We start from the raw sequence: 24,167 nt of genomic DNA, 5'->3' as shown, positions 1-24,167 counted from the left end.
TTTTAAGTTAGTTAGTATTTATAAACTACAGTGTTAGTTTTTTCTGTAGATCTTCAACGTATTTTTTAAATTGCTTATCTGTATGAGCTAAGTTGTCAACAGTTTTACAAGCGTGTAATACTGTAGCGTGGTCTCTTTTTCCAATCTGGCTACCAATGCTTGCTAAAGATGCCTTAGTGAACTTTTTAGCAAAAAACATAGCCAATTGTCTAGCTTGAACAATATGACGTTTTCTAGTTTTAGATTGTAAAGTATCTACATCCATTTGGAAATAATCAGAAACTACTTTTTGTATATAGTCAATAGAAATTTCTCGTTTGGTGTTCTTAACAAATTTTTCTACAATCTGTTTGGCTAAATCTAAAGTGATTTCTTTTTTATTGAAAGAAGATTGAGCAATTAATGATACAATAGCACCTTCTAGTTCTCTAACATTAGATTTAATATTTTTAGCAACGTATTCAACTATATCATTAGGTATTTCAACACCATCTCTAAACAATTTGTTTTGCAATATAGCTACTCTTGTTTCAAAATCAGGGTGTTGCAGTTCTGCAGATAGCCCCCATTTAAAACGAGATAGTAATCGTTGTTCAATGTCCTGCATGTCAACCGGAGCTTTATCTGAAGTTAAGATAATTTGCTTTCCGTTTTGATGCAAGTGATTGAAGATGTGAAAAAATACATCTTGTGTTCCAGCTTTACCAGAAAAGAATTGAACATCATCAATAATTAAAATATCTATGATTTGATAGAAATGAATAAAATCATTTCTATTGTTCTTTCTTACAGCATCTGTGTATTGCTGAATAAATTTTTCTGCAGATATATACAGAACTGTTTTTTCAGGATACTTGTCCTTAATATCAACCCCAATCGCGTGAGCCAAGTGTGTTTTACCTAAACCTACACCACCAAATATTAAAAGAGGGTTAAAAGCGGTTCCTCCCGGTTTGTTTGCAACAGCTAAACCTGCAGATCTTGCTAAACGGTTAGAATCACCTTCTAAGAAATTTTCAAAATTGTAATTCGGATTTAATTGCGACTCAATTTTTACGTTTCTAATACCAGGAATAACAAAAGGGTTTTTTAGCTCCGGACTTTTGTTTTTTAACGGAACATCAACCTCTTGTGGTTGAACTGCTGTTCTGTTAGCACTAGGAATTTTTTCGGTGAAAGGTTGCTTATTGCCATAAGTGTTTTCCATCTTAATGATGTATAACAATTTGGCAGTATCCCCCAATTCTTTAGTAAGCGCTACTTTTAATAATTTTACGTAGTGTTCTTCTAGCCATTCATAGAAGAACTTACTAGGTACTTGAATACTCAATGCGTTGTCAGTAAGCTTAACTGGTTGAATAGGTTCAAACCAAGTTTTATAAGCTTGCGGCTGTATATTGTCCTCGATAAAAGACAAACAATTTTTCCAAACTGATAGCGCAGTTTTACTCATGTAAAATAGTCTTAATGTTTTTATTTAATTATTGGTTGTTAAACTTTATAGAGAGTGACTCTTTAAGGTTTTTGGGGACGACAAATATGTGAACAAAAAAATGAAAAAAAAAACGTGATGCCTATTGAATTTTTAATTTTTTTTTCTCATACTGATGTAACATATGTTAATAAAAATATATTTTATCGTTTCTGTAATTAGAATCCCATAATAATGTTTTTAAATTTAGTGTTTTTATAGATACATAGTATGTTAAATTTTAATAAGTAATGGAATTTAGACCGAATATAACTAAGATAAGAGTGCGTTATGGAGAAACGGACCAGATGGGAGTAGTTTATCACGGAAGCTTTGCCGAGTATTTTGAGGTAGGTAGAGTAGAGTGGTTAAGAGAATTAGGGATTTCTTACAAGAGAATGGAAGAGAAAGGAGTGATGTTGCCAGTAGTAAACCTAAATATTAATTATAAAAAGCCTGCAAAATATGATGAGTTATTAACAATAAAAACGAGGCTCAGAGAAAAACCTACAGTTAAAATTATTTTTGATTACGAAGTGTATGATGAAACGGATAGCTTAATATCTACAGCAGAAACTACTTTGGTGTTTGTAAATATGGAAACAAAAAAGCCTATAACGTGTCCAAACTTTATTTTAGAAAAGTTAGAAATTTAACTTTCTAATTCTTTTATTTCAACTCCGTAAAAATTATCAAAAATTTCGTAGATTTTATCTGCATCTTTCATTCTTACGGGTAAAGTATATTCGCATTTAAGTTCTAACTTCTGGTGACTAATAGTTAAATTTTGCTCTTTTATAATTCGCATTACTTTGTTCATATCTTTATACTCAAACGAAATATGAAAAACTCTGTCGATGGTTTTTTCTATAATATCTGCTATTTCCAATACAGATTTAGAAGCTGTTTTGTTGGCATTCATTAGTCCGCCAACTCCTAATTTAGTTCCTCCAAAATACCTAACTACAACAACTAGTACATTAGTTACATCAAAGGCTTGTATTTGTCCGTAAATAGGAGGTCCAGCAGAGTTGCTTGGTTCACCATCGTCATTAGCTCTGTATCTAATTTTTGAAGTACCCAATTGCCATGCGTAACACCAATGTCTTGCGTTATAATGCTCTTTCTTTAATTGTTCTACTAAAGGTTTTACGTCTTCTTCAGATTGAATAGGATAAGCATATCCGTAAAATTTACTTCCACGATCTTTAAAGAGTTCTCCTTTAAATGGTTTTTCAATTGTTTTGTATGTATCTTTTACTTTCAATGCGTAAATTAAAGAGAGATCAAAAGTATAGAAATTATTGCAATAAAAACTCCTAGTTTGTTTTTTGTGTTGAGTTTCTCTTTAAAAAACAAGACTCCTAATAAAGTGCTTAGCATTACTATAGCAACGTTATTAATTGAGAAAAATTCTGAACTCTGCATTCCGTCTGTTTCTAAAGCTTTCAATAAATAATAAATAGAATAGTAGTTAACAATTCCTAATACCATACCGCCTAATACATTATTAAGAGTAATAGGTTTAGGTTTAAATAAAAAGAAAACAACACCAATAAGTCCAGCAAGTCCAAATAGAATTCCAGAAAATAAAGCGGTGTCGTTAGAAGGTACATAATTGGTTTGAATGTATTTTAAGCTTGTGTCAATTATACCAGCTCCAATAAATAGTAGTACAGGAGGAATAATACTAGGTTTGGTGTTAAGCGTAGACTCGTTATTTTTTTGAGTGGTAAAGTAAACGGCAAGTAACGCTAAAACAATACCGATTATTTTTAAAGAGTTTAATTTTTCGTTATAGAGGATAACACCAGCAATAATAGGAATAACAACAGCCATTTTGCCAGCAATTGCAGCAACACTTACTCCGTTTTTTTGAGAAGTAATTCCCATAACATTAAAAACACTAATAAACATAAAAGCTAAAAATAAAGCGCCAAAAAACCAGGGTTTATCTGGTATTTCAGATAGATAAAAATGAGTGTTACTTGTTGATATGCCAATGGTAAAAGCAACAAAATAGTTAACTATAATTCCCTGCAGGATGTTAATTTTATAACGTTCAAAAAGTTTGAAAACGATATAAATCGCACTAGAAAATATAACGCAAAGAATTAAATAAATCATTTAAAACAGTTCTTTTTTAATACTGAATAAATTTACTACATCTTGTTTATAAGGATCGTTGTTCCAAATGTTAAAACCTATTTTTTTTGCAGCATCGGTATTTTCTTTTGTATCGTCTATAAACAAGGTTTCAGATGCGTTAAGTTTGTTTTCATGTAAAACGAACTCATAGATATCTTTGTTGGGTTTTCTAAATCCAATTTCATGTGATAAGTAAAATTGTTCGAAACAAGATTTAAAATCGTTGTATAATTCTATTCCCCAATCATTTTTAATCCAATCAATATGTATTTCATTAGTGTTACTCAATAAAAAGCAACGATATTTTTTAGATGCTTGTTGAATAAAAGCTAAACGATGTATAGGAAAATCTTTTAAAATATAGTTCCAAGCATTAATAATTTCTTTTCTAGAGAGTTTAGGGAATTTACTTTCATAAAACTCAAGAAATTTTTCTGAGCTAATAGCACCTATTTCGTATTGTTCGTTAATACGAATCATATCTTTAGAAAACTCTTTTATTCCAAATAATTCTAAGGCATTTTGCATAGCACCTTGTTTGTCAAGGTTGATGAATACATCGCCAAAATCAAATAGTAGGTTTTTAATCATTAGAGAATATTTTCAAGTTGTCGGTTGAATTTTTTTTAGTGCTATGTAGTGTACTTTCAGGAAGTATAGGAGCTTTAATTCCTTTTTTAAACGAATTGTTACCTTCAAAAACAAAGGCTTCATCCCAAAGGTTTTCGTCTATAAAAGTTTGTAGTGTTTTAGTGCCTCCTTCAATTATAACAGATTGTAATTGGTGTTGATATAACACGTTACATATTTGTTGAGCTATAGCCTTAGTAAAATCTATTTTTTCGTAAACAACATTGAAATTGGATTTTTTTTCTTTTTCGGTGAATACTATTGTTTTAACAGAGCCATCTAATAAACTATAAGAGTTAGTAATTTTTAAACTCTTATCAATAACAATCCTTGTAGGCGATTTACCAAACCATTCTCTAGTATTTAATTTTGGGTTGTCTGTTAAAGCAGTATTGGTGCCTACTAAAATGCCTTGTTCTTCGGAGCGTAATTTATGTACCAGTTGCTTGGAAAACGAATTAGATATCCAGGTGATTTTTGTATTGTTTTCTGGAGCAATATAACCATCATTACTTTGTGCCCACTTCAAAAATATATAAGGTCTTTTTTTGTTATGATATGTAAAGAATCGTTTGTTTAAACTTAAGCATTCAGGTTCTAATACGCCTACAATTACTTCACAGCCAGCATTTTTTAACTTTTCAATTCCTCTTCCAGCTACTTCAGAAAAACTATCTACACAGCCTATTACAATTTTCGGTATTTTGTGTTCGATAATTAAATTGGCACAAGGAGGAGTTTTTCCAAAATGGCTACAAGGTTCTAAAGAAACATATATAGTAGCTTCTTGAAGTAATTCTTTGTTTTTAACAGAATTAATAGCATTCACTTCTGCATGTGGCAATCCAGCTTGCTGGTGCCAACCTTCTCCAATAATTTTATGGTTATGAACAATAACAGAACCAACTAAAGGGTTGGGATAGGTAGACCCTATTCCGTTCTTAGCTAATTGAATACAACGCTCTATGTATACTTTATAATTTATAGCTCTAGTTTTAATTCTTCTGTATGGTCTATTTTATAAATCGATTTAAAGCCAGCTACTCGATAGTTTAAAATTCCTTTAAAGGAAACTTTATGTGTTTTAGACAGACTTCCCATTATTACCCCAAGAATTCCCCCTTTTTTATATCCAGGAATCTTGTTAAAAGGTATAGTGGCTTCTAAAGGAACCGAAAATTCTTTTACTGCAGGTACCTTAAAATCTCTAGACTTTACACTTGTAATTTCTTCTTCTCCAATAAATACTTTTAAATCTTCAGGAAAAACCTTACCTCCTAAGATGTTAGGGTTTTTAAAAATAGCATCGGCACTTAAGGTAATTTCATTACTATCTACAGAGATAATTTTAATGTTTTCAAGTTTTTGGTATTCGATGTTTCTTTTGATACATGAATTTAAACTTAAAAAAAGTATAAGGAATGCTATAGTCTGCTTCATAGATGTTAACTTTACCCAACAAAAATAAGTTTTTCTAAAGCAATGTCAGAATTTATTATTAGAGAAATACAAAAAGAAGATAACGAGCAGATAGCTAAAGTAATTAGAGCTGTTTTAATTGAGTTTGGAGTGCCTAAGGTAGGAACTGCCTATGAAGATAAGGCTCTAGATGAAATGTTTGAGACCTATGCAGATAGTACATCTGATTATTTTGTAGTAGAATTAGAAGGAGAAATTGTTGGAGGAGCTGGAATTGCTCAGTTAGCTAATTACTCTGGTAAAGTTTGCGAATTACAAAAAATGTACTTTTTGCCAATTACTAGAGGAAAGGGTATAGGAAGTAGGTTAATGAATTCATGTTTAGAAAGAGCTAAGGAATACGGATTTGAAAGTTGCTATTTAGAAACCATGCCTTATATGGATGCAGCTAGAAAACTGTATAGAAAAACAGGTTTTGTAACTTTAGAAAAACCATTAGGAAATACCGGGCATTATAGCTGTTCAAGATGGATGATAAAAGAGTTATGAAATTAGAAGAATTAAGGCAGTATATAAAGAAAGAATTAAGTTCTGTTTATGAGCCTTCTGAGGTTGAAGCATTTTTGTTTAGGTTGACAGATTTTAGATTAGGACTGAATAGAATTGACTTCGTTCTAAAGTCAGATATTATAATTAGTGAAGAAGATGTTCAATTTTTTGAAAAGGCTATAGCTGAATTAAAAACTGAAAAACCAATTCAATACATATTGGGTGAAACTAGTTTTTATGGTTTAACCTTTAAGGTAACTCCAAAGACATTAATTCCCAGACCAGAAACAGAAGAGTTGGTAGATTGGATAATAAATGATCAATTAACAATTAACAACAATCAATTAACAATTCTAGACATTGGTACTGGTACTGGTTGCATTCCAATTAGTTTAGCTAAGAATTTACCAGATACTAATGTATTTGCGGTTGATGTTTCTAAAGAAGCCTTATTAATAGCTCAGGAGAATGCAGTTAATAATGAAGTGAAAGTCGAATTTGTTGAGCAGAATATTTTAGAACATAATTTAATTGATGAGTCTCATTTGTTGAGTCAAAAATTTGATGTAATTGTATCTAATCCTCCTTATGTAAGAGAGTTAGAAAAGCACGAAATAAAAAAGAATGTATTGGCTTATGAGCCGCATTTAGCTTTGTTTGTAGAAGATACAGATGCTTTGTTGTTTTATAGAGAAATAGCTAATTATGCGCTTACTCATTTAACAAAAAATGGTAGTTTGTATTTTGAAATCAATCAATATTTAGGAAAAGAAACGGTTGAATTATTACAAGGCATAGGATTTTCTCAAGTGGAATTACGAAAAGATCTATCGGGGAATGATAGAATGATAAAAGCAATGATTTAAAATGAAAAGTATAGCAGTTTTTTGTGGCTCTGGATTGAGTAAAGATGAAACTCATAACGCAGAAGCTTATCTGTTAGGAAAAGTAATGGCTAGTCAAAATATTAGTTTAGTATATGGTGGCGCTAAAATTGGATTGATGGGAAAGGTGGCTCATGGAATTTTAGAAAATGGCGGTAAAGCTATTGGTGTTATTCCTGATTTTTTAACGACAAAGGAAGTGGTGCATACTCAATTATCGGAGTTAATTATTACTGAAACTATGCACGAACGTAAATTAAAAATGCACGATCTTTCAGAAGGGATTATAGCTTTACCAGGAGGTTTTGGAACTTTAGAAGAGCTGTTTGAAATGTTGACTTGGGCCCAGTTAGGATTACATAAAAAGCCAATAGGTTTGTTGAATACTAATGGGTTTTACAACCACTTAATGAGTTTTATAGAAACCATGATTGATTCTGGGTTGTTAAAACCAGAATACAGAAAATTGGTATTGATTTCTGATTCTATAAATGATTTATTAGAACAGATGGAAAGTTTTGAGCCAATGCCAGTGCCTAGATGGATGAATAAAAATCAAACCTGATTTTATTTAATAATAATTGAGAATATAGATTGATGTATTTTTTAGATTTATTATCATATCGAATAAAGAAGTTGATTAAAAAACACCAATTACTCTTCCCTCTCCTTGGGGAGAGGGTTAGGGAGAGGGGATTAAAACAAAGTCAAATTATTACCTCCTTTTTTTGGTTCGGGAAAATTCGGTACTAATAAATTATAACCTAATTCATTATTAAATTTTTCAATAAAGTATTTTGATAATAGAGGAGAAGCCTGCTCTATATTTTGGTGAACAAAAAAGTAAAGGTTTTCTAGTCCCTTATCCATCCAAATTTTAATACGCTCAAACCATTCATCTAATCTAGAATAATCGCTTTGGTGATTCGCTCCGTTATAACGAACAAATGCATCTTTATTGGTTAGTTTCATATGTAATAAGTCACGTCTTCCAGCGGTGTCTACTATAATATTAGAGACATTGTTTTCTTCAAAAAGTTGGTACAAGTCATTAGCTACTACTTTGTCATTATACCAATCGGTATGGCGAAGTTCTATAGCTAAAGGAAAACCTTTTGGCCACGCTTGAATAAACTGAGTTAAGACATCAAAGCTTTTAGGAGCAAAAGTTGGGTGCATTTGTAAAAAGATGGTTCCTAACTTCTCTTGCAGGTTAGAAATACTATCTAAGTAAGCGTTTACATCAGCATCACAATTTTTTAAGCGTTTAAACTGACTAATACTTTGAGGTATTTTAGGAAAGAACTTAAAGTCAGGAGTGGCTTTATGATACCAGTTTTCTACAGTTGAATTTGGAAAAATTCTATAGAAGGTTGCATTTAACTCAATGCTATTAAACTGAGTAGCATAATACGTTAATTCATCTTTAGTTCCTCTAGGATAAAACCCTTTTAAATCTTGTCTATTCCATTTAGCACAACCAATAAATACATTACATTTAGATTCATTTCCACCCAATACAGTTGTATTAGTAGGATGATCTGGAGGTAAAATAAAATCGATTAATTCTGGGTTTTCTACTTTTCCGAATTTCATATTGCTTAAGCGCTTTTAAAAAGCTAAATTTACGACATTATGAAGAGAATAGTACTTTTATTTATCATCTTGTTTTTAGTGGCTTGTAAAAAGCAAAGTAAGGTTGATGTTGATTTTATATCTGATTTTAAAAGTGAAGAATTATTATCTGATAAATATTTATTATCCAGTCAAATCGAACCAAATATTTTAACAGCAGATTTTAATGGAGATGGTAAAGATGATAAGGTTACAATTATTCAAGAAAAAGCTTCACAAAAAATAGGGTTGCTTTTTCAACATTCTGATGGAAGTCATTATATAGTAGGAGCAGGAAAGGTATTTACTGATGATGGTTGGGATGATATGAATTGGTTAGGAGTTTTTGAAATTGATAGAAATAAAAAGCAAGAAGAATTTATATATAGTGAAAGTAATGAGTCGGAAGAGTTATTTGAAATTAAAGAAATAAAGATTCCAAATATAGGAGTTGTTATTAGGGAAGAAGAGGGTAGTGGAGGACTATTATATTTTAACGGGAAAGAATACCAATATTTGCATCAAGGAGACTAAAGATGAGTATACAAGAAAAAATAAACCAACTCAGGAAAGAGTTGCGTCAGCATAACTATAACTATTACGTATTAGATACACCAACCATATCAGATTATGATTTTGATATGTTGTTGAAAGAGCTTCAAGAATTAGAAGAAAAACACCCTGAGTTCTATGATGCTAATTCACCTACTTTACGTGTAGGTGGAGAAGTAACTAAAAATTTCAATACAGTAGAACATCGTTACAGAATGTACTCGTTGGATAATTCGTATTCTAAGGAAGATTTACTTGACTGGGAAAAGCGTATCCATAAGTTGTTAGATACAGATGATGTGCAATATACTTGCGAGTTAAAATACGATGGAGCTTCTATTAATATTACATATGAAAATGGTCAGTTAGTAAGAGCGGTAACCAGAGGAGATGGTTTTCAGGGAGACGAGGTAACCACCAATATAAAAACTATTAAATCTGTTCCGTTACAATTACAAGGAAATTATCCCAAGTCTTTTGATATTAGAGGAGAGATTATGTTACCGTTAGAAGGATTTCAGAAAATGAATGAAGAGCGAGTAGCTAATGGAGAAGATCCGTATATGAACCCACGAAATACGGCATCGGGAAGTTTAAAATTACACGATAGTGCAGAGACTGCTAAGCGTCCGTTAGAATGTTATTTGTATAGTATTGTAACCAATGATTTCTCACCTATTGGGGGAGATGCCGAAGGCAGAGGGGGGATAGAAACCCAAATGCAGGTGTTAGAGAAAGCTCGTGAGTTTGGTTTTAAAGTTCCTAAGCATTCTAGACTGGTGGGTAGTATAGATGAGATTTTAGAATATGTTGCTTATTGGGATGTAGAAAGGAGTAATTTGCCGTATGAAATAGATGGTGTAGTAATTAAGGTAAATAGTTTAGCGCAGCAAGAAGAATTGGGTTATACGGCTAAAGCACCTCGTTGGGCAATGGCTTATAAATTTAAAGCAGAGAGAGTTTCTACCGTATTAGAAAGTATTTCTTATCAGGTAGGAAGAACAGGAGCTATAACGCCAGTTGCTAACCTACAGCCTGTTTTATTAGCTGGTACAACCGTAAAAAGAGCATCATTGCATAACGCAGACCAAATAGCTAAGCTAGATGTTAGAATTGGTGATACGGTTTATGTAGAAAAAGGAGGAGAGATTATTCCTAAAATTGTAGCAGTTGCTACAGAAAAAAGAGAAGAAGGTTCTCAATCTACTCAATATATTACGCATTGTCCAGAATGTAATTCAGAGTTAGTTAGAAAAGAAGGAGAAGCGCAACATTATTGTGTAAACGATTTAGAATGCCCACCTCAAATAGTGGGTAGGATTCAGCATTATATCAGTAGAAAAGCATTAGATATAGAAGGATTAGGAGGAGAAACTGTCGCTTTGCTTCATAAAGAAGGATTGATTACTACTTATGCAGATTTATATGATTTAAAGGTAGAGCAGATTGTTCCGTTAGAGCGAATGGCAGAGAAATCTGCTCAGAATTTGGTTGATGGAGTTGAAGCTTCAAAGCAGGTTCCTTTTGAAAAAGTATTATTTGGGTTGGGGATTCGTTTTGTAGGAGCTACGGTGGCTAAAAAATTAGCTAAGCATTATAAAAACATTGATACTTTAATGGTAGCAACACAGGAAGATTTAGAAAATGTAGAAGAGATAGGGGTTAAGATAGCAGAAAGTGTTCGTGCCTTTTTTGATGAGGAAAGAAATGTAGCAATTATCAATAAACTGCGCTCTGTGGGTATTCAGTTTGAAATAGAAGAGAAGGAATTGGCTAGTAATGTCTTAGAAGGTAAAACTTTTTTGTTTACAGGTAAGTTAACACAGTTTACTAGAGATGGCGCTAAACAAATGGTAGAAGATAATGGAGGGAAAACCATTAGCGGAGTAAGTAGCAAATTGAATTATTTAGTGGTAGGAGAAAAAGCAGGATCGAAACTGAAAAAAGCTGAAGCTTTAGGAACGGTTATTATTTTGTCTGAAACAGAATTTTTAAGTTTGATTAATGAGTAAAGCTTTGATAGAAAAGTATATTTCATACTTTACAGATTGTTACAAAGCAGATAATAGAGAGTTTACTATTTCTAATATATTTTCTTCAAAGTTTGAAAATCAGTATATAATTAGAGGAGAAGAAGAACTGGTAAATAATAAATATCCCATTCAGTTTTTACCAGAAAAACAAGCGGTATCTATTTTGCAAGATATAGCTATGTACAAGAACGACAAAGAACTGTTATATGGTACATTATTTTGTGTAGGGAAGCGCAAGAACTTTCAGAAAAGAACTACCAATATAATAGCTCCTTTATTTTATTACAAAGCACAAGTAGTAGAGAGAGAGGGTGATTACTTTATTGATGTTGAAAATGACTCTAGATTACCTAATATAGGTTTTCTTAAAACCTTGATTTATAAAACTTCTTTTAACGATTTTTATGTTGAACTAGAAGAGTTATTACAAAACCATTCACAAATAGATTTTGGATTTGTGAGTGTTTTTAAAAGATTAATTGATAAGCATATTCAGAATATAGAGGAAGATTTATTGTTGTTTCCAAAGCTAAAAACTCAGAGTTTTTTAAAGAAAGAAGCCACTAATAGTAATAAAGTAGAAGAATTTAAGTTGTATCCAGCTTCTGCAGTTTTTGTTTCTAGCAAATCGAATAATATTAACGGAGTTGTTAATGAGTTAGAGCTTCTTAAAAGGCCTCAGGAATATTCTTCTGCACTACAGCAATTCTTCTCAGAAGAAATAGAAGCTAAACAAAATGGAGTTGAACCTAACAAAGTACAAGTCTTATTAAATGCTTCTCAAGAAGAAGTCATAAAAAACTCATTTCAGTATAATAAATCGGTAATTATTGGTCCACCCGGAACAGGAAAGACCTATACCATTTCTGCTATAGCTCAGGAGTATGTAACACAAGGTAAAAGTGTTTTGATAGCAACAAAAACGAGTCAGGCATTAGAGGTAATAGAAGATAAGTTAAAATCAGTGCAATTAAATTCATTTGCTGTTAAAGTAGGAGGTAAGTATTATAGAAGAAGGATAGTTTCAAGATTGAATAAAATATCTTCTGGTTATTATCAAAAATATGATATAGACTCTTTAATAGACCTGAAGGAACGTAAAAAATACATGAATTATAAGTTGGTTCAGTTTGAAGATTTTTTTGATGCAAAGATTAATAAAGAAAAAGAAAGGGTAGATAGGCTTTATTCGGGAAATATAATAACTAAATTATTTAATAAGTTAGATGTAAAATGGTTCAGAGAGAAGGAAGATGAAGAATGGGTTTTAATAAAGAAGTTCTTTAAACAATTAAAAGAATTAGAAAGTATTTCAGGAGATTTAGTACATAAGTCGATTTTATATAAAATAAATAATATTGCAGAGGAAAGTAGGCTTGAGTTAATTAAATTAATAAATACTTTTATTTCATCTAATAAGGCAGAAAAACTCAAAGGGTTAAAAAAGTTAGATATTAAATGTTTAATTGAAGCCTTACCAGTTTGGTTGGTTAAAATAGATGAAGTTTCTCAGGGTTTACCTTTAGAAAAAGAGTTATTCGATATAGTAATCATAGATGAGGCAACACAGTGCGATATAGCTAGTTGTTTACCCCTTTTTCAGAGAGCTAAAAAAATAGTTGTTGCTGGAGATACCAATCAGTTAAGACATATGAGTTTCTTATCGACAGTACAAATGAGGAGTTTTCAGAATAAGTACGGATTAGAGTTAGATGAACGATTTAACTTTAGAAACAAAAGTATGCTCGATTTTAGCTTAGAATTAACACCTAGTCATGAGCAGATTATCATGTTAGATGAGCATTATCGTTCTTTACCAGATATTATTTCGTTTAGTAATAAGATGTTTTATGATGATGGTTTGCGAGTAATGACTATGACACCTAGTAATGAAGGATTGCAGTCTGTTTTTATCAACCAAGTAAATGGCGAGCATTCTTCTCAAGGAGTAAATGAAAAAGAAGCTGTAGGCATAATAAAAGAAATAAAATCAATCATTAAATCTGAAATAGATTTAACAGAGTTGCAGGCTACTAGTATAGGTGTTCTTTCTCCATTTAGAAATCAAACAGATTATTTAACTAAACAGATAAAAGCTCAAGTAGATTTAGCAGATATTAATAAACACAAAATACGTTTAGGGACTCCCTACCATTTTCAAGGAGAAGAAAGAGATGTTATGCTATTATCTATGGTGGTAGATAACAATTCACATTCTGCAAGCTTAAATCATTTAAATAAAGAAGATATATTTAATGTTGCTGTTACAAGAGCCAGACACAAACAATTGATTTTTTTATCTAAAGATCGGTTAACGTTTAATGAGGAAAGTTTATTAAGAAAGTATTTAGACAATAGTATAGAAGTAAAGAAATCCAAGAATTTAAATCATGATACTTTTAGTGAAGAAGTTTGTGAGTACCTTGCTAAAATTAAATGCACTCCACATTTAGGTTATACTATTGCAGGTTTATCAATCGATATTTTGGTAGAGTTTGAAGGCAAGTACTTAGGAATCGATTTAATTGGATATCCAGGAGATTTTCAAGAGGCTTTTTCTTTAGAACGCTATAAAATATTAAATAGGGTGGGTATTAGTGTTTTTCCGTTGTCTTACATATCTTGGAAATATTACAAACCAGAAACAATAGCAACATTAAACAAACGTATTAAAAGCAGGGGTTTTAGTTAAAAGGTAATCCCTTTTATATTGAAAGGTGCAACCTTTGTGAAGATAATTCACTCAGTGGTAGTTTTGTAAAACTTTTAATTACAATACTAATCAAAGTCAAAAAATCTATTTTTATGATGAGAAGAATTATCTATTTGTTTATAATGCTATTAATTACTTCTTTTTGGAGTGTTAATGCGCAAAGCACAATTAATATTACCACATCAGGAGGGAGTTACCATTCTGAAAAATGGGTAAATATTACAACAGCTATTAACGGAGCAGGAACTCAAGTATGGGGACAAGGAAATGGAACCATTTGTAACGGCACTGGTTTAATTAATCAAGACATTAATTTAGCCCCGGGGAATTATTATGTGAATTGTTATGATGCATATGACGATTCTTGGGACGGAACGTTAATCACTGTAACTGCCTACGGTAATGTTATTGGTAATAACGGAGGAGTTACGCCAAATGATGGCACCGATACAGATGTAAATGGAACTTGTGAGGGAACAACCGAAGAGCTGGAAGCTTCTTTTATGATAACAGTTCCTGCACCACCTTGTTTAGAACCAAATAATTTAACCGCTACTAATATTTTACCTACTTCTGCAAATTTAGCATGGAGTGCTGGAGGGGGTGAAACAGGATGGGAAATAGTTTTGCAAGCAGCAGGAGGTACAGTACCAACTGAATCTGGAGCGCCAATAAACAGTAATCCTTATAGTGCGATAGGTTTAACACCTGAGACAAATTATGAATTTTATGTAAGAGCTAATTGTGGCGCATCTGGTTATACAAACTGGGGTGGCCCACATGTTTTTAAAACACCTTGTACGGTTTTTACCCCAACTTACACACAAGATTTTGCTGCATTTCCAGTGAACTGTTGGGAAGAAGGAAATGATACAGATGTAGCAACTGGTCCAAATTATGCAGATGGAGCATGGGTTACAGATGGATTCTTAAATGTAGGTAGTTCAGGGGCTGCAAGAATAAACTTGAAAGATACTGGCGATAGTGATTGGTTGATTTCTCCAATTTTTGATTTATCTGCTGGAGGTTATGAAATAAGATTTGATATAGGAATTACAGAGTCTTTTTCTGGAGACGCATCTGGTATGGGATCAGATGATGAAGTAAGAGTATTATATTCTATTGATAACGGAGCAACATGGAATACTTTAGAATTTTTCTATTCAGGAAATACACTGTCTAATTTAGGAGTACAAAAGATATATAATTTATCTGCAATAACTTCTGCTACTACTAAGTTTGCATTTTGGGCAACAGAAGGAGCAGTAGATGATCCAGAAGATTATAATGTTTATATAGATAACTTTATAGTTCAGTCAATTCCTTGTATGAGCCCAAGTTCAGTTTCAGGATCTAATATCACTGCTACTACGGCTGATTTAAGTTGGATATCTGGAGGTAGTGGAGAATCAGAATGGGATATAATTTTGCAAGAAATAGGAGTTTCAATGGTTGCAAATGAAGTCGTAACAAGCAATTCTTATAATGCAACAGGTTTAACACCTGGTGCTAACTATGCATTTAGTGTGAGAGCAAAATGTGGTGCTAATGGAGTTAGTTATTGGCATACGTATAATTTTCAAACTCCTTGTGTTACTATTACACCAAGTTATACAAATGACTTTACTCCTTATCCAGGAAATTGTTGGCAAGAAGGAAATGATACAAGTATAGCGGCAGGTCCAAATAATGCAGATGGGGCGTGGAGATCTGCACCTTTTTTAAATACAGGAGCTGTGAATTCAGCATTGATAAACTTGTACAATGTTGGTGATAGTGATTGGTTGGTTTCTCCAACATTCGATTTGTCTGCGGGTGGTTATGAATTAAGATATAATATAGGAGTTACAGGGTCTACTGTTATGGGGTCTGATGATCAAGTACAAGTATTAATTTCTAATGATGATGGAGCTAACTGGATTAATTTAGAAACGTTTAATGCAGGTAACACACCTTCTAATACTGGAGAAGTTAAGGTGTATAATTTAGCTGCGTATACTTCTGCAACTACCAAGTTTGCATTTTGGGCAACAGAAGGAACGGTAGATGATGCGGAAGATTGTTATATATATATAAATGAATTTAAAATTAGAACAGCAACTACTTGTGGAGAGCCAGATATCTTAACAGCAACCAATATAACTGCTACTACCGCTAATTTAGGTTGGACCTCTGGAGGGAGTTCTGAGTCACAATGGGAAGTAGTAGTTCAAGCGCAAGGATCTGGAGTACCTACAGGAGCTGGAACAATAGTAACAGCTAATTCTTATAATGCTACGGGTTTAACTGATTCTACTAATTATGAATTTTATGTAAGAGCTAATTGTGGGGCTTCGGGTTATAGTTCTTGGTCTGGACCTTTTATGTTTCAAACAACTTGTACAGCTATTACACCAGCTTATACAAATAATTTTTCTGTATTTCCTGGGGCTTGTTGGGAAGAGCGTTATGGAGAGTTAGGCGGAACTACTTGGCCTTCAAACAGCAGTTGGCTTTCTTCTAATTATTTATATAATGCAGCAAATGGAAAATCAGCAAGAATCAATCTTTATTTAAACCAAGCAAGAGATTGGTTGGTGTCACCTACGTTCGATTTATCTGCAGGTAACTTAGCAATGTCTGTTAAAGTAGGAGTAACGGCTTATAATAGTACGAATCCAGGAACTATGGGGAGCGATGATGAGGTAAGAATATTAATTTCTAATGATAATGGTGCTACATGGGAAACTTTAGAAAGATTTAATAGAGCAAATACACCATCTAATACTGGAGAAGAAAAAGTGTACGACCTGTCTGCTTACACTTCAGCAACAACTAAGTTTGCATTTTGGGGAACAGAAGGAACTACAAATGATGTGGAAGATTTTGATTTTTATGTAGAAGATTTTAGAGTTGATACTTATGCAATATTAGATGTAGAAGAAGTTAGCTTAGAGAAAAACTTTACATATTTCCCTAATCCAGTAGAGAATAAACTAACTGTAAGCGCTAAAAATAATATCGAAGCATTATCTGTTATAAATATGTTGGGACAAACAGTTAGAACTGTTCAGCCAAACTTAACAGCTTATGAATTAGATTTTTCAGATTTAAATACGGGAGTTTATTTTGTGAAAGTTAGTATTAACGGAACAAAAGAAACTGTTAGGATTATAAAAAAGTAATTTCAAATTATTTATTGATATACAAGCCTGCGCTATTAGCGTAGGCTTTTGTTTTAGCGGTCATAATTGTAGAATTGGAGATTGTGTTTTAGAAATGAAACCATACATAGAATAAGCTTTATAGGTAGTGTTATAGTTGTCTGTTGATATATAACAGAAATAGTTGTAGCTTTAAAAACGTCTTAAATGTGAATATTTTAGTTAAGTATAAGTTTTTGGTCGATTAATATCTTAAAAATAGTACTGTCATCTTCTTTCATATAAACATGTCCTTTTATAAAAAGAGAATCGTTCAAGTGTTTTTTGTCTATTTCAAAAGAAAAACTTTCATTAAATGGTTGACTTTGTAAAACTTCTATTTTTTGCCCGTACTTATCAGTAATAGAATCTAATTGAAATAAATTATCATATTGAAAATGATTCCTATTGCTGTATATTTCTTTTGAGTGAATAAAGATTCTAGTAACAGAGTCATTTAATTTTTTATGAGTAAAATTAATATCATCTTTTTTTAAATCTGGAGTTGGGTTTATAATTTCTGAAGCAGATTGGTTTATGAATTTGTAAAAGTTTACGGTAACAATATCTTTCAAGTATTTGTTTTCTAAATGAAAAGAATGAAGCGAATCTAAGCTGATAGCTTGATTCTTATTGAAGTATAGATTGTTTAATTCTTGTAGCTGATTGTTTAGATTTTGGTAGCTTTTCAATGATATAACTTCTGTATGTGTACTGTCAAATTGCTTGAAAGTTTTTAAGAGTTTATTGATGTGTTTGCGACCAGAATTATATTTATTAGGTTGATCATTAGATAATCTACTTACAATATTAACAAAAGTTTCATGTTCACTGATTAAATCTTTTTTCTTTTCCCAAATATATCCTTTGAAAAGCTGTTCGATCTCATTTTCTTTTTTACAAGAAATAAAGATGAAAACCAAGCATATTATGTAAAGCCAATGTTTCATTTAAAAGAATAATTTTGTTTAATGGTTTGATGCTTCTTGAAGAAATCAATATTCCTAGTTTTTTTTGATAGAATGGTTCCGTTTATTTGAATGTTCTTATTTTGGGAATTGTTAATGTCTATGTACCATATTTTATGATCATTAAATTTTAGGTTGAAATATTTTACAGGATTATTGTTGTTATTAATATTTAATTCTATTTCTTGATTAAATAACGGAATGTTTAATTCACCTAATCTGTATTCAAAAAAACGAAAAGAGTCTTCTTGTTGGCTATATTCTAATAAAGCCTCAATTCTAGTAAATCCACAACCTCTTTTATTTGCTAAATGGGAACAATAAAGACTCATATTGTGATAGCGTAATAACTCAATATTTCTATATAAATATAGTTGATTGATAAAAGAGTCTGTTTTAGAGAATTTATTAGTTAAAAAGTTGTCTTGAACTAAGTAGTAGTTTTTGAAAAAAGTTAAGATGTATTCTTTTTGTTTAATAAAATCTTTTTTAGGAGTCTCTTTTAAAGTAGCTAAAGCACTATCAAGTTGAATTACTCTTCTAAAACTAGGCGAATTTTCATCATTATTTATATGATATAAGTTTTTTGTTATTGAATATTCTTCAATATCTTGGTTTAAACTGTAAATAAGAGATTTGCGGTAAATATCCTCTTTGCATGAAAGAATACTAAATATAATGAATATAAAAGTTAGTTTTTGCATTAATTAAAAATAGCGTTAATTATTTAATTAACGCTATTTAAGTATATTAAGTATCTGTATTAAGCAAAACACTTGCCAATAATTGGTATATCTTTTTTGTATAAAAATAAAATAATAGCACTCAGTACAAAAGTTATACAGGCTGTAGTGAATAATTGTCCGCCATCTGGCTCTCCTTTATACATTACTTCTATACCTAGCTGGGTTAAGTGCATCATGATAGCTCCACCAATTAAGCCTAATGTTAGGGTAGCTCCGGCCCAAACAGTTCTTGGGATTAATAATAAGATACCTGCAATTAGTTCTAGAATTCCAATACCAATTCTTCCAAACGGTTCTAATCCAATTTTTTCAAAAATATATACACTATCTGGATGTGCAGTAAGTTTAAAACGTAATGTCTGAATTAAAATGACAGCCACAATGAGTCTGAGAATGAATGGAGTATACCTTTTCATTATAAAATTATTTATAACTGCTAAGTCGGTAAAATAAAATTGACTTACAAAAAAAGCGTTTAAAATAATTAAACGCTTTTAAAAATTTTATATGAATAAGTTATTTAATCTCTAGATAAAAAGATTTGTATAATGTACCAGAATAATAACATTAAAGAAGCAAATAATCCTAATGCTGCAGGTATGTATTGGTCGTTAGAATAATTGTGAATTAAATTAGATGTTTGGTATAAAATAGAACCAGCAGCTAAAACACACATACCTACAGAAAACCATAAGCCTAAATCAAAACCAAATATAGCACCGGCTATAATTAAACCAATGGCTAAAAAGAAACCAATGGTTAAAATTGATTTTAAAAATGAAAAATCTTTTTTAGTAATAAAAACCACAGCAGATAAACCTGTAAATAGAGACAATGTAACTATGGCTGCTTTGGTAAGTAATGTCTCACTGTTAGGAACAAAGTCTATAATAATACCTAATAAGGGTACAAAAATTAATGCTTCTGCTAATATATATATACCATAAGCTAAATATTGTTTGTTTTTATCAGCTGTTTGTAAAGCCATTTTTTCAGCATAATTAGTCGCCAGCATAAAAGCTCCTAATAATAACAACCAAGAAAATGTATTACTCATTATTCCAATAAAAACTTTTTAACGCTGTAGATTGTAATAAAATAAATTCAGCAATGATAAAAGCTAGAACTCCACCAGCAACATGTGTATAGGTGTTTTTGTAAAAAGCCACTTTCTCTTCCTGTACTAAATGAGAGACAGGAACCATTTGTGGCTGTTGAATGTTTTCCATAATAGTAAAATAATTAGTATTGAGTTTTAAAAATAGTTATTTTTCTTACACATTATAGTTAGTTCTTCTTAAAGTTGTTAACAGTAATTATTTACCATTAATTAGGTGTCTACCGTTGTTTAAAAAAGAAACAGTTGGTAATTGTTTGTATTCATTAAAATATTGGTACCCTTTTTCAAGCTCTTTCCAAAGTTGTTTGGTTTTACTACTAGTATTGATTTCCTTCAAGAAAAGTAAATTGTCTCCTTCCATTTTTGCAGGAAAAAAAGTAACAGGTATTTTTTTCTGACCATTATTAATAGCTTCTACACAGTACACATAAAAGCTTTTTATTTCATTATTGGTTATGGGTATGCAACCAATTGTTTGGCAATCACCATGAATAAAAATATCTCCCCCAGGTTTTTGTTGATGGCTTAAAATTTTATCCGATGCATTGGGATAATTTACACCTAAAGAAAGATGAAACTTACTTTTAGGATTGAATCGATCTATATGGTAAAATCCTTCAGGCACTTGGTAGTCTCCTTGTTTTCGTTTAGGGCCTAAGTCTCCAGAAGCAGCACATATATCATATTCTCTAAATAAAGTATATTCATTTTGGTTGGGGTTTTTGCCCCAAAGCTCAACAATTCCATCGTGTTTGAATACTCGTATATATAAATGAAATTGATTTGGGTTTAAACCGTGTTTTTTGAGATTGGTTTGAGCACCTAAATGCTTTATTTGGTAGGCTTCTTTTACTCTAGGAAAATTTAATTGATTTTGTTTGAAAGAATCGTTCATAAAAAGGAAAACGAAAAGAAGTGTAATTATTCTCATAGGTTCTAGTAGGTTTAGGTAGGTGTTATTAGAACGTATTGTAACTTTGTGTTATTATGTTTTAGTTAATTAAACTAATATAGATTTCCCTTTTGCTGTTTTTTTACCATCTGCAGAAAAGGTAAAATCGACTCTTCCCATATAGACCCCACTTTTTCCACATTGGTTAACTAATACATTTTCTCCTTTTTTGTTTTTTACAACAGTTGGTTTAGGTAATAATGTGTGTGTATGACCTCCAATAATTAAATCAATATCTTGTGTTTGTTCGGCCAGTTGTAGGTCACATACTTTTTCTGGATTCTTTTTATAATGGTAGCCAATGTGCGAAAGGCAAATAACCAAGTCGCATTTATGTTTTTCTTTAAGTTCTTTACTAATATCTTGAGCTATCTCTATTGGTTGTTGCCAAGTAGTTTCTTTATAGAGGTTTTTGTTAACTAAACCATCTAGTTCTACTCCAAGACCAAATACCCCTATTTTAATACCGTCTTTCTTTATGATTTTATAGGGGTGAATTTTTCCGTCAAGTATGGTGTTTTTAAATCCGTAATTTGCCGATACAAAGTCGAATTCTGCATATGGTAACTGACTTAGTAATCCGTCTAGACCATTATCAAAATCATGATTCCCTAGAGTAGCAACATCATATTTGAGCATAGACATTAATTTGAACTCTAACTCGCCACCAAAATAATTGAAATAAGGAGTTCCTTGAAAAATGTCACCAGCATCTAATAATAAAGTATTAGGATTTTCTTTTCTAATTTGATCAATAATAGTTGCTCTCCTTGCAAAACCACCTAGGTTTGGATATTTATAATGGTTACTTGGTAAAGGCTCTATTTGGCTATGAACATCATTTGTATGAAGTATAGTAATAGTTTTCTCTTTGTTTAAGTTGCATGAACTTAATGATAATCCACCTAAACCAATAAAAGCTGTTCCGGCAAGTGTTTTTTGTATAAAAGAACGTCTATTCTGCATATTGTAATCTTTTGTTTAGGTTAGGAGAAATGTGATCACCGTTTTTAAAATAATCTATTAAAGCATTTCTTAATTTGTAATCAAGCTTGTGCAAGTTAACTGGGTTGGCAAAGAACTTCATATTGTCTCCACCTTGTTGTAAATAATCTGAAGTTAGAACATAGTAATTATGATTTTCTTTAAATGGTTGATTGTTAATCATTACTTCGCTAAATACATTTTTTTCTCTAGAAATTTTTAGACTCATATTTCCTACTGGATGAGCTTTTTTTTCTGTAGCTAGATAAGTAAGAAGTTCTTTTGTTTTTACTCCGCTTAATTCAACAACAACTAATTCGTTTTCAAAAGGCATTACTTCAAAAGCATTTCTAGCAGTAATGGGACCTTTAGGTATTGGAGCTCTAATTCCTCCGTGGTTTAATAAAACAAAATCAATAATTTTATCGGTTCTTTTCTTAAAAACGGGTTGTGCTTGTAGATAACAAATATCAGCCATTAAATTCCCTAAACTACTAACCAGTTCACCATCGGTTTTGGTTAGATCTGCTTTAGCATAAGCTAGAGGGGAATCAAGTTCATCATTAAGGCGTTTTTTAAACGGAGAAATAAAAGAATCAATTTTTACATTATCTGTTATAGTGCTATCTATAGCTTCTTGATTTGCTTTTATCTGATACAGTTTTTGTTTTCCTTCTTCTTTACAAGATATTAGAAAACAAAAAGTTGCAATTATAACAATTTGTTTTATTTTCATATAAATTAAAAACTTAACTCCATTTGTTTGATGGAGAATTGGGTTGTATTTTTGCTTCAAATATAAAATTAATGTTTTTAAAAGGTTTTAAGCAAAAATCTGCCAAAAAGATACTAGATAAACAATTAAGGATTTCGAGAGAAATTTCAAAGCAGAAGATTAAAACAATAGGTGTTTTAGTTGATGCTACAGTAATAAGTGAGTTTAGTTATTTTAAAGAATTGGCCACTTTGTTTGAAATACCAAAAGCTAATATTGAACTATTATATTATCATCCCAATAAAAAAGAAGCTTTATTAATAGGAGATAATGCAGTGCACGATGGAGTTTTAGGCTTTGGAGGAAAGTTGAATCATGAAATAGCAAATAAGTTTTTAGGTACTTCTTTTGATGCATTGTTAAATTATTATCCAGAAGATAAGTTGTTATTAAATTTGCTATCTGTTCGTTCAAAGGCTAAATTTAAAATAGGTTTTGTTGGAACAAATGAGTTAATGAATGACTTAGCTATTAAAACGTCTATTAGTAACATAGACGTGTTTACAAAGGAATTAAAAAAATATTTACCCATATTAAACCAGATATAAATGAATCAATTTCTAGGTACTGGTGTTGCTTTAGTAACGCCATTTAAGAAAGACTTGAGTATCGACTTTGATGCTTTAGAGCGTATTGTAAATTACAATATTGATGGAGGAGTAGAATATTTAGTAGTATTAGGTACTACTGGAGAAAGTGTGGTTTTAACTAAAGAGGAGAAACAACAGGTAGTAGATTGTATTACTAGGGTGAATAATAAACGTTTGCCAATGGTATTGGGTATTGGAGGTAATAATACCAAAGCAGTAGTGGAAGAAATAATAACTACAGATTTATCTGATTTTGATGCAATTTTATCAGTCTCTCCATATTATAATAAACCTAGTCAAGAAGGAATCTATCAGCATTTTAAAGCAGTTGCTGAAGCATGTTCAAAATCAGTCATTTTATATAATGTTCCAGGTAGAACGGCTTCTAATATGACTCCAGAAACAGTTACTAGATTAGCAAACGATTTTAAAAATGTAATAGCTGTAAAAGAAGCAGCTGGTGATATAGTTCAAGCAATGAAAATGATTCAGCAAACACCTGATGATTTCTTGGTGATTTCTGGTGATGATATGATTGCATTGCCAATGACCTTAGCAGGAGGTGCAGGTGTAATATCTGTTATAGGGGAAGGGCTTCCTAAAGAATTTTCAGAAATGATTCGTTTAGGTTTAGCAGGAAAAGCAAAAGAAGCTTATAAGTTACATTATAAAGTAGCAGATTCTATAGATTATATATTTGAAGAAGGAAACCCAGTAGGAATTAAAGCGTTGTTTAATAAACTAGGTTTGTGTAATCCTACGGTTCGTTTGCCTTTAATTGAAGCAAGTGGTGATTTGCAGAAAAAGATTAATGATTTTATAGAGAATTTATAAAGT

Annotated in this window: 25 protein-coding genes; 10 read left to right on the top strand and 15 right to left on the bottom strand. The window is 31.4% G+C overall.

The window, feature by feature from the left end; genetic code table 11:
- Nucleotides 1-25: 25 nt before the first annotated feature.
- Nucleotides 26-1,453: a chromosomal replication initiator protein DnaA gene (gene dnaA, locus ACFQ1O_RS02145; RefSeq protein ID WP_377712828.1), complete on the bottom strand. Its 1,428-nt coding sequence runs from the start codon at nucleotides 1,451-1,453 to the stop codon at nucleotides 26-28.
- A 269-nt stretch (nucleotides 1,454-1,722) separates the two neighbouring features.
- Here dnaA and ACFQ1O_RS02140 point away from each other — a divergent pair, with 269 nt between their 5' ends.
- A complete protein-coding gene (locus ACFQ1O_RS02140; RefSeq protein ID WP_377712826.1) occupies nucleotides 1,723-2,127 on the top strand; it encodes an acyl-CoA thioesterase in 405 nt (134 codons plus the stop codon).
- On the opposite strand, the gene ACFQ1O_RS02135 is transcribed toward ACFQ1O_RS02140, so the two are convergent.
- From ACFQ1O_RS02135 to ACFQ1O_RS02115, 5 genes are read right to left on the bottom strand one after another with little or no spacing between them, the layout of a single operon-like run.
- Entirely contained in the window at nucleotides 2,124-2,738 is a 615-nt protein-coding gene (locus ACFQ1O_RS02135; RefSeq protein WP_377712824.1) for an IMPACT family protein, read from the bottom strand. The genes ACFQ1O_RS02140 and ACFQ1O_RS02135 overlap by 4 nt on opposite strands.
- Nucleotides 2,739-2,746: 8 nt before the next feature.
- The gene (locus tag ACFQ1O_RS02130; protein WP_377712822.1) at nucleotides 2,747-3,598 is read right to left on the bottom strand and encodes an EamA family transporter; all 852 of its coding nucleotides are present in this window, start codon (nucleotides 3,596-3,598) and stop codon (nucleotides 2,747-2,749) included.
- Nucleotides 3,599-4,210 (bottom strand): HAD-IA family hydrolase, encoded by a 612-nt coding sequence (locus tag ACFQ1O_RS02125; protein ID WP_377712820.1) that lies wholly within the window; start codon nucleotides 4,208-4,210, stop codon nucleotides 3,599-3,601.
- On the bottom strand, nucleotides 4,203-5,216 hold the full coding sequence (gene ribD / locus ACFQ1O_RS02120; protein WP_377713220.1) for a bifunctional diaminohydroxyphosphoribosylaminopyrimidine deaminase/5-amino-6-(5-phosphoribosylamino)uracil reductase RibD: 1,014 nt from the start codon (nucleotides 5,214-5,216) through the stop codon (nucleotides 4,203-4,205). The genes ACFQ1O_RS02125 and ribD overlap by 8 nt, the downstream gene beginning before the upstream one ends.
- 14 nt (nucleotides 5,217-5,230) lie before the next feature.
- On the bottom strand, nucleotides 5,231-5,689 hold the full coding sequence (locus tag ACFQ1O_RS02115; RefSeq protein ID WP_377712818.1) for a hypothetical protein: 459 nt from the start codon (nucleotides 5,687-5,689) through the stop codon (nucleotides 5,231-5,233).
- 42 nt (nucleotides 5,690-5,731) lie between these two features.
- On the opposite strand from ACFQ1O_RS02115, the gene ACFQ1O_RS02110 reads away from it, so the two are divergent.
- The 3 genes from ACFQ1O_RS02110 to ACFQ1O_RS02100 are packed head-to-tail and all read left to right on the top strand — an operon-like array spanning nucleotide 5,732 to nucleotide 7,666.
- Complete coding sequence (locus ACFQ1O_RS02110; RefSeq protein ID WP_377712816.1) at nucleotides 5,732-6,217, top strand: GNAT family N-acetyltransferase; 486 nt, start codon at nucleotides 5,732-5,734, stop codon at nucleotides 6,215-6,217.
- The gene (gene prmC, locus ACFQ1O_RS02105) at nucleotides 6,214-7,083 is read left to right on the top strand and encodes a peptide chain release factor N(5)-glutamine methyltransferase (protein ID WP_377712814.1); all 870 of its coding nucleotides are present in this window, start codon (nucleotides 6,214-6,216) and stop codon (nucleotides 7,081-7,083) included. Before ACFQ1O_RS02110 ends, prmC begins: the two co-directional genes overlap by 4 nt.
- A 1-nt stretch (nucleotide 7,084) precedes the next feature.
- On the top strand, nucleotides 7,085-7,666 hold the full coding sequence (locus ACFQ1O_RS02100; protein ID WP_377712812.1) for an LOG family protein: 582 nt from the start codon (nucleotides 7,085-7,087) through the stop codon (nucleotides 7,664-7,666).
- Between the two features lie 131 nt (nucleotides 7,667-7,797).
- Here ACFQ1O_RS02100 and ACFQ1O_RS02095 read toward each other — a convergent pair whose 3' ends face one another.
- On the bottom strand, nucleotides 7,798-8,697 hold the full coding sequence (locus ACFQ1O_RS02095) for a DUF72 domain-containing protein (RefSeq protein WP_377712810.1): 900 nt from the start codon (nucleotides 8,695-8,697) through the stop codon (nucleotides 7,798-7,800).
- A 39-nt stretch (nucleotides 8,698-8,736) separates the two neighbouring features.
- On the opposite strand from ACFQ1O_RS02095, the gene ACFQ1O_RS02090 reads away from it, so the two are divergent.
- The 4 genes from ACFQ1O_RS02090 to ACFQ1O_RS02075 all read left to right on the top strand — a co-directional run bounded on the left by ACFQ1O_RS02090 (nucleotide 8,737) and on the right by ACFQ1O_RS02075 (nucleotide 17,177).
- The gene (locus ACFQ1O_RS02090; RefSeq protein WP_377712808.1) at nucleotides 8,737-9,249 is read left to right on the top strand and encodes a hypothetical protein; all 513 of its coding nucleotides are present in this window, start codon (nucleotides 8,737-8,739) and stop codon (nucleotides 9,247-9,249) included.
- A gap of 2 nt (nucleotides 9,250-9,251) precedes the next feature.
- Nucleotides 9,252-11,279 (top strand): NAD-dependent DNA ligase LigA, encoded by a 2,028-nt coding sequence (ligA, locus tag ACFQ1O_RS02085; RefSeq protein WP_377712806.1) that lies wholly within the window; start codon nucleotides 9,252-9,254, stop codon nucleotides 11,277-11,279.
- The gene (locus ACFQ1O_RS02080; RefSeq protein WP_377712804.1) at nucleotides 11,272-13,992 is read left to right on the top strand and encodes an AAA domain-containing protein; all 2,721 of its coding nucleotides are present in this window, start codon (nucleotides 11,272-11,274) and stop codon (nucleotides 13,990-13,992) included. Before ligA ends, ACFQ1O_RS02080 begins: the two co-directional genes overlap by 8 nt.
- 113 nt (nucleotides 13,993-14,105) lie before the next feature.
- Nucleotides 14,106-17,177, top strand: coding sequence for a fibronectin type III domain-containing protein (locus ACFQ1O_RS02075; protein ID WP_377712802.1), 3,072 nt, complete (start codon nucleotides 14,106-14,108; stop codon nucleotides 17,175-17,177).
- 197 nt (nucleotides 17,178-17,374) lie between these two features.
- Here ACFQ1O_RS02075 and ACFQ1O_RS02070 read toward each other — a convergent pair whose 3' ends face one another.
- The 8 genes from ACFQ1O_RS02070 to ACFQ1O_RS02035 form a co-directional block, all read right to left on the bottom strand.
- Nucleotides 17,375-18,145, bottom strand: a complete 771-nt coding sequence (locus ACFQ1O_RS02070; protein ID WP_377712800.1) for a hypothetical protein — start codon at nucleotides 18,143-18,145, stop codon at nucleotides 17,375-17,377.
- Nucleotides 18,142-18,867: a hypothetical protein gene (locus ACFQ1O_RS02065; protein ID WP_377712798.1), complete on the bottom strand. Its 726-nt coding sequence runs from the start codon at nucleotides 18,865-18,867 to the stop codon at nucleotides 18,142-18,144. The genes ACFQ1O_RS02070 and ACFQ1O_RS02065 overlap by 4 nt, the downstream gene beginning before the upstream one ends.
- A gap of 59 nt (nucleotides 18,868-18,926) precedes the next feature.
- On the bottom strand, nucleotides 18,927-19,325 hold the full coding sequence (locus ACFQ1O_RS02060; protein ID WP_377712796.1) for a DoxX family membrane protein: 399 nt from the start codon (nucleotides 19,323-19,325) through the stop codon (nucleotides 18,927-18,929).
- A 104-nt stretch (nucleotides 19,326-19,429) separates the two neighbouring features.
- A complete protein-coding gene (locus tag ACFQ1O_RS02055) occupies nucleotides 19,430-19,966 on the bottom strand; it encodes a Bax inhibitor-1/YccA family protein (RefSeq protein WP_377712794.1) in 537 nt (178 codons plus the stop codon).
- Complete coding sequence (locus ACFQ1O_RS02050; protein ID WP_377712792.1) at nucleotides 19,959-20,138, bottom strand: hypothetical protein; 180 nt, start codon at nucleotides 20,136-20,138, stop codon at nucleotides 19,959-19,961. The genes ACFQ1O_RS02055 and ACFQ1O_RS02050 overlap by 8 nt, the downstream gene beginning before the upstream one ends.
- A gap of 87 nt (nucleotides 20,139-20,225) precedes the next feature.
- Nucleotides 20,226-20,924 carry a L,D-transpeptidase family protein gene (locus tag ACFQ1O_RS02045; protein ID WP_377712790.1) on the bottom strand — a complete coding sequence of 233 codons (699 nt, stop codon included), beginning with the start codon at nucleotides 20,922-20,924 and terminating at the stop codon, nucleotides 20,226-20,228.
- 105 nt (nucleotides 20,925-21,029) lie between these two features.
- Nucleotides 21,030-21,947, bottom strand: a complete 918-nt coding sequence (locus ACFQ1O_RS02040; protein ID WP_377712788.1) for a bifunctional metallophosphatase/5'-nucleotidase — start codon at nucleotides 21,945-21,947, stop codon at nucleotides 21,030-21,032.
- Complete coding sequence (locus ACFQ1O_RS02035) at nucleotides 21,937-22,701, bottom strand: 5'-nucleotidase C-terminal domain-containing protein (RefSeq protein WP_377712786.1); 765 nt, start codon at nucleotides 22,699-22,701, stop codon at nucleotides 21,937-21,939. The genes ACFQ1O_RS02040 and ACFQ1O_RS02035 overlap by 11 nt, the downstream gene beginning before the upstream one ends.
- A gap of 71 nt (nucleotides 22,702-22,772) precedes the next feature.
- Between ACFQ1O_RS02035 and ACFQ1O_RS02030 the strand changes: the two genes are divergently transcribed.
- Together ACFQ1O_RS02030 and dapA are read left to right on the top strand one after the other, a co-directional pair.
- On the top strand, nucleotides 22,773-23,288 hold the full coding sequence (locus tag ACFQ1O_RS02030) for a DUF6913 domain-containing protein (protein ID WP_377712784.1): 516 nt from the start codon (nucleotides 22,773-22,775) through the stop codon (nucleotides 23,286-23,288).
- Nucleotides 23,289-24,164, top strand: coding sequence for a 4-hydroxy-tetrahydrodipicolinate synthase (gene dapA, locus ACFQ1O_RS02025; RefSeq protein WP_377712782.1), 876 nt, complete (start codon nucleotides 23,289-23,291; stop codon nucleotides 24,162-24,164).
- Nucleotides 24,165-24,167 lie beyond the last annotated feature (3 nt).

The organism is Pseudofulvibacter geojedonensis (assembly GCF_042675745.1).
In the GTDB taxonomy this organism is placed as follows: domain Bacteria; phylum Bacteroidota; class Bacteroidia; order Flavobacteriales; family Flavobacteriaceae; genus Pseudofulvibacter; species Pseudofulvibacter geojedonensis.
The sequence above is the reverse complement of the archived record's forward strand: the minus strand, read 5'-3'. Positions and strand labels throughout refer to the sequence as shown.

What these genes read in the sequence shown, in the direction of transcription:
- ACFQ1O_RS02090 (WP_377712808.1), top strand. Translation starts at nt 8,737, where the DNA reads ATGAAGAGAATAGTACTTTTATTTATCATCTTGTTTTTAGTGGCTTGT.
- ACFQ1O_RS02055 (WP_377712794.1), bottom strand. Translation starts at nt 19,966, where the DNA reads ATGAGTAATACATTTTCTTGGTTGTTATTATTAGGAGCTTTTATGCTG.
- ACFQ1O_RS02050 (WP_377712792.1), bottom strand. Translation starts at nt 20,138, where the DNA reads ATGGAAAACATTCAACAGCCACAAATGGTTCCTGTCTCTCATTTAGTA.
- ACFQ1O_RS02070 (WP_377712800.1), bottom strand. Translation starts at nt 18,145, where the DNA reads ATGAAACATTGGCTTTACATAATATGCTTGGTTTTCATCTTTATTTCT.
- ACFQ1O_RS02080 (WP_377712804.1), top strand. Translation starts at nt 11,272, where the DNA reads ATGAGTAAAGCTTTGATAGAAAAGTATATTTCATACTTTACAGATTGT.
- dnaA (WP_377712828.1), bottom strand. Translation starts at nt 1,453, where the DNA reads ATGAGTAAAACTGCGCTATCAGTTTGGAAAAATTGTTTGTCTTTTATC.
- ACFQ1O_RS02100 (WP_377712812.1), top strand. Translation starts at nt 7,085, where the DNA reads ATGAAAAGTATAGCAGTTTTTTGTGGCTCTGGATTGAGTAAAGATGAA.
- prmC (WP_377712814.1), top strand. Translation starts at nt 6,214, where the DNA reads ATGAAATTAGAAGAATTAAGGCAGTATATAAAGAAAGAATTAAGTTCT.
- ACFQ1O_RS02140 (WP_377712826.1), top strand. Translation starts at nt 1,723, where the DNA reads ATGGAATTTAGACCGAATATAACTAAGATAAGAGTGCGTTATGGAGAA.
- ligA (WP_377712806.1), top strand. Translation starts at nt 9,252, where the DNA reads ATGAGTATACAAGAAAAAATAAACCAACTCAGGAAAGAGTTGCGTCAG.
- dapA (WP_377712782.1), top strand. Translation starts at nt 23,289, where the DNA reads ATGAATCAATTTCTAGGTACTGGTGTTGCTTTAGTAACGCCATTTAAG.
- ACFQ1O_RS02125 (WP_377712820.1), bottom strand. Translation starts at nt 4,210, where the DNA reads ATGATTAAAAACCTACTATTTGATTTTGGCGATGTATTCATCAACCTT.
- ACFQ1O_RS02115 (WP_377712818.1), bottom strand. Translation starts at nt 5,689, where the DNA reads ATGAAGCAGACTATAGCATTCCTTATACTTTTTTTAAGTTTAAATTCA.
- ACFQ1O_RS02030 (WP_377712784.1), top strand. Translation starts at nt 22,773, where the DNA reads ATGTTTTTAAAAGGTTTTAAGCAAAAATCTGCCAAAAAGATACTAGAT.
- ACFQ1O_RS02060 (WP_377712796.1), bottom strand. Translation starts at nt 19,325, where the DNA reads ATGAAAAGGTATACTCCATTCATTCTCAGACTCATTGTGGCTGTCATT.
- ACFQ1O_RS02075 (WP_377712802.1), top strand. Translation starts at nt 14,106, where the DNA reads ATGATGAGAAGAATTATCTATTTGTTTATAATGCTATTAATTACTTCT.
- ACFQ1O_RS02065 (WP_377712798.1), bottom strand. Translation starts at nt 18,867, where the DNA reads ATGCAAAAACTAACTTTTATATTCATTATATTTAGTATTCTTTCATGC.
- ACFQ1O_RS02095 (WP_377712810.1), bottom strand. Translation starts at nt 8,697, where the DNA reads ATGAAATTCGGAAAAGTAGAAAACCCAGAATTAATCGATTTTATTTTA.
- ACFQ1O_RS02040 (WP_377712788.1), bottom strand. Translation starts at nt 21,947, where the DNA reads ATGCAGAATAGACGTTCTTTTATACAAAAAACACTTGCCGGAACAGCT.
- ACFQ1O_RS02110 (WP_377712816.1), top strand. Translation starts at nt 5,732, where the DNA reads ATGTCAGAATTTATTATTAGAGAAATACAAAAAGAAGATAACGAGCAG.
- ACFQ1O_RS02035 (WP_377712786.1), bottom strand. Translation starts at nt 22,701, where the DNA reads ATGAAAATAAAACAAATTGTTATAATTGCAACTTTTTGTTTTCTAATA.
- ACFQ1O_RS02045 (WP_377712790.1), bottom strand. Translation starts at nt 20,924, where the DNA reads ATGAACGATTCTTTCAAACAAAATCAATTAAATTTTCCTAGAGTAAAA.
- ACFQ1O_RS02130 (WP_377712822.1), bottom strand. Translation starts at nt 3,598, where the DNA reads ATGATTTATTTAATTCTTTGCGTTATATTTTCTAGTGCGATTTATATC.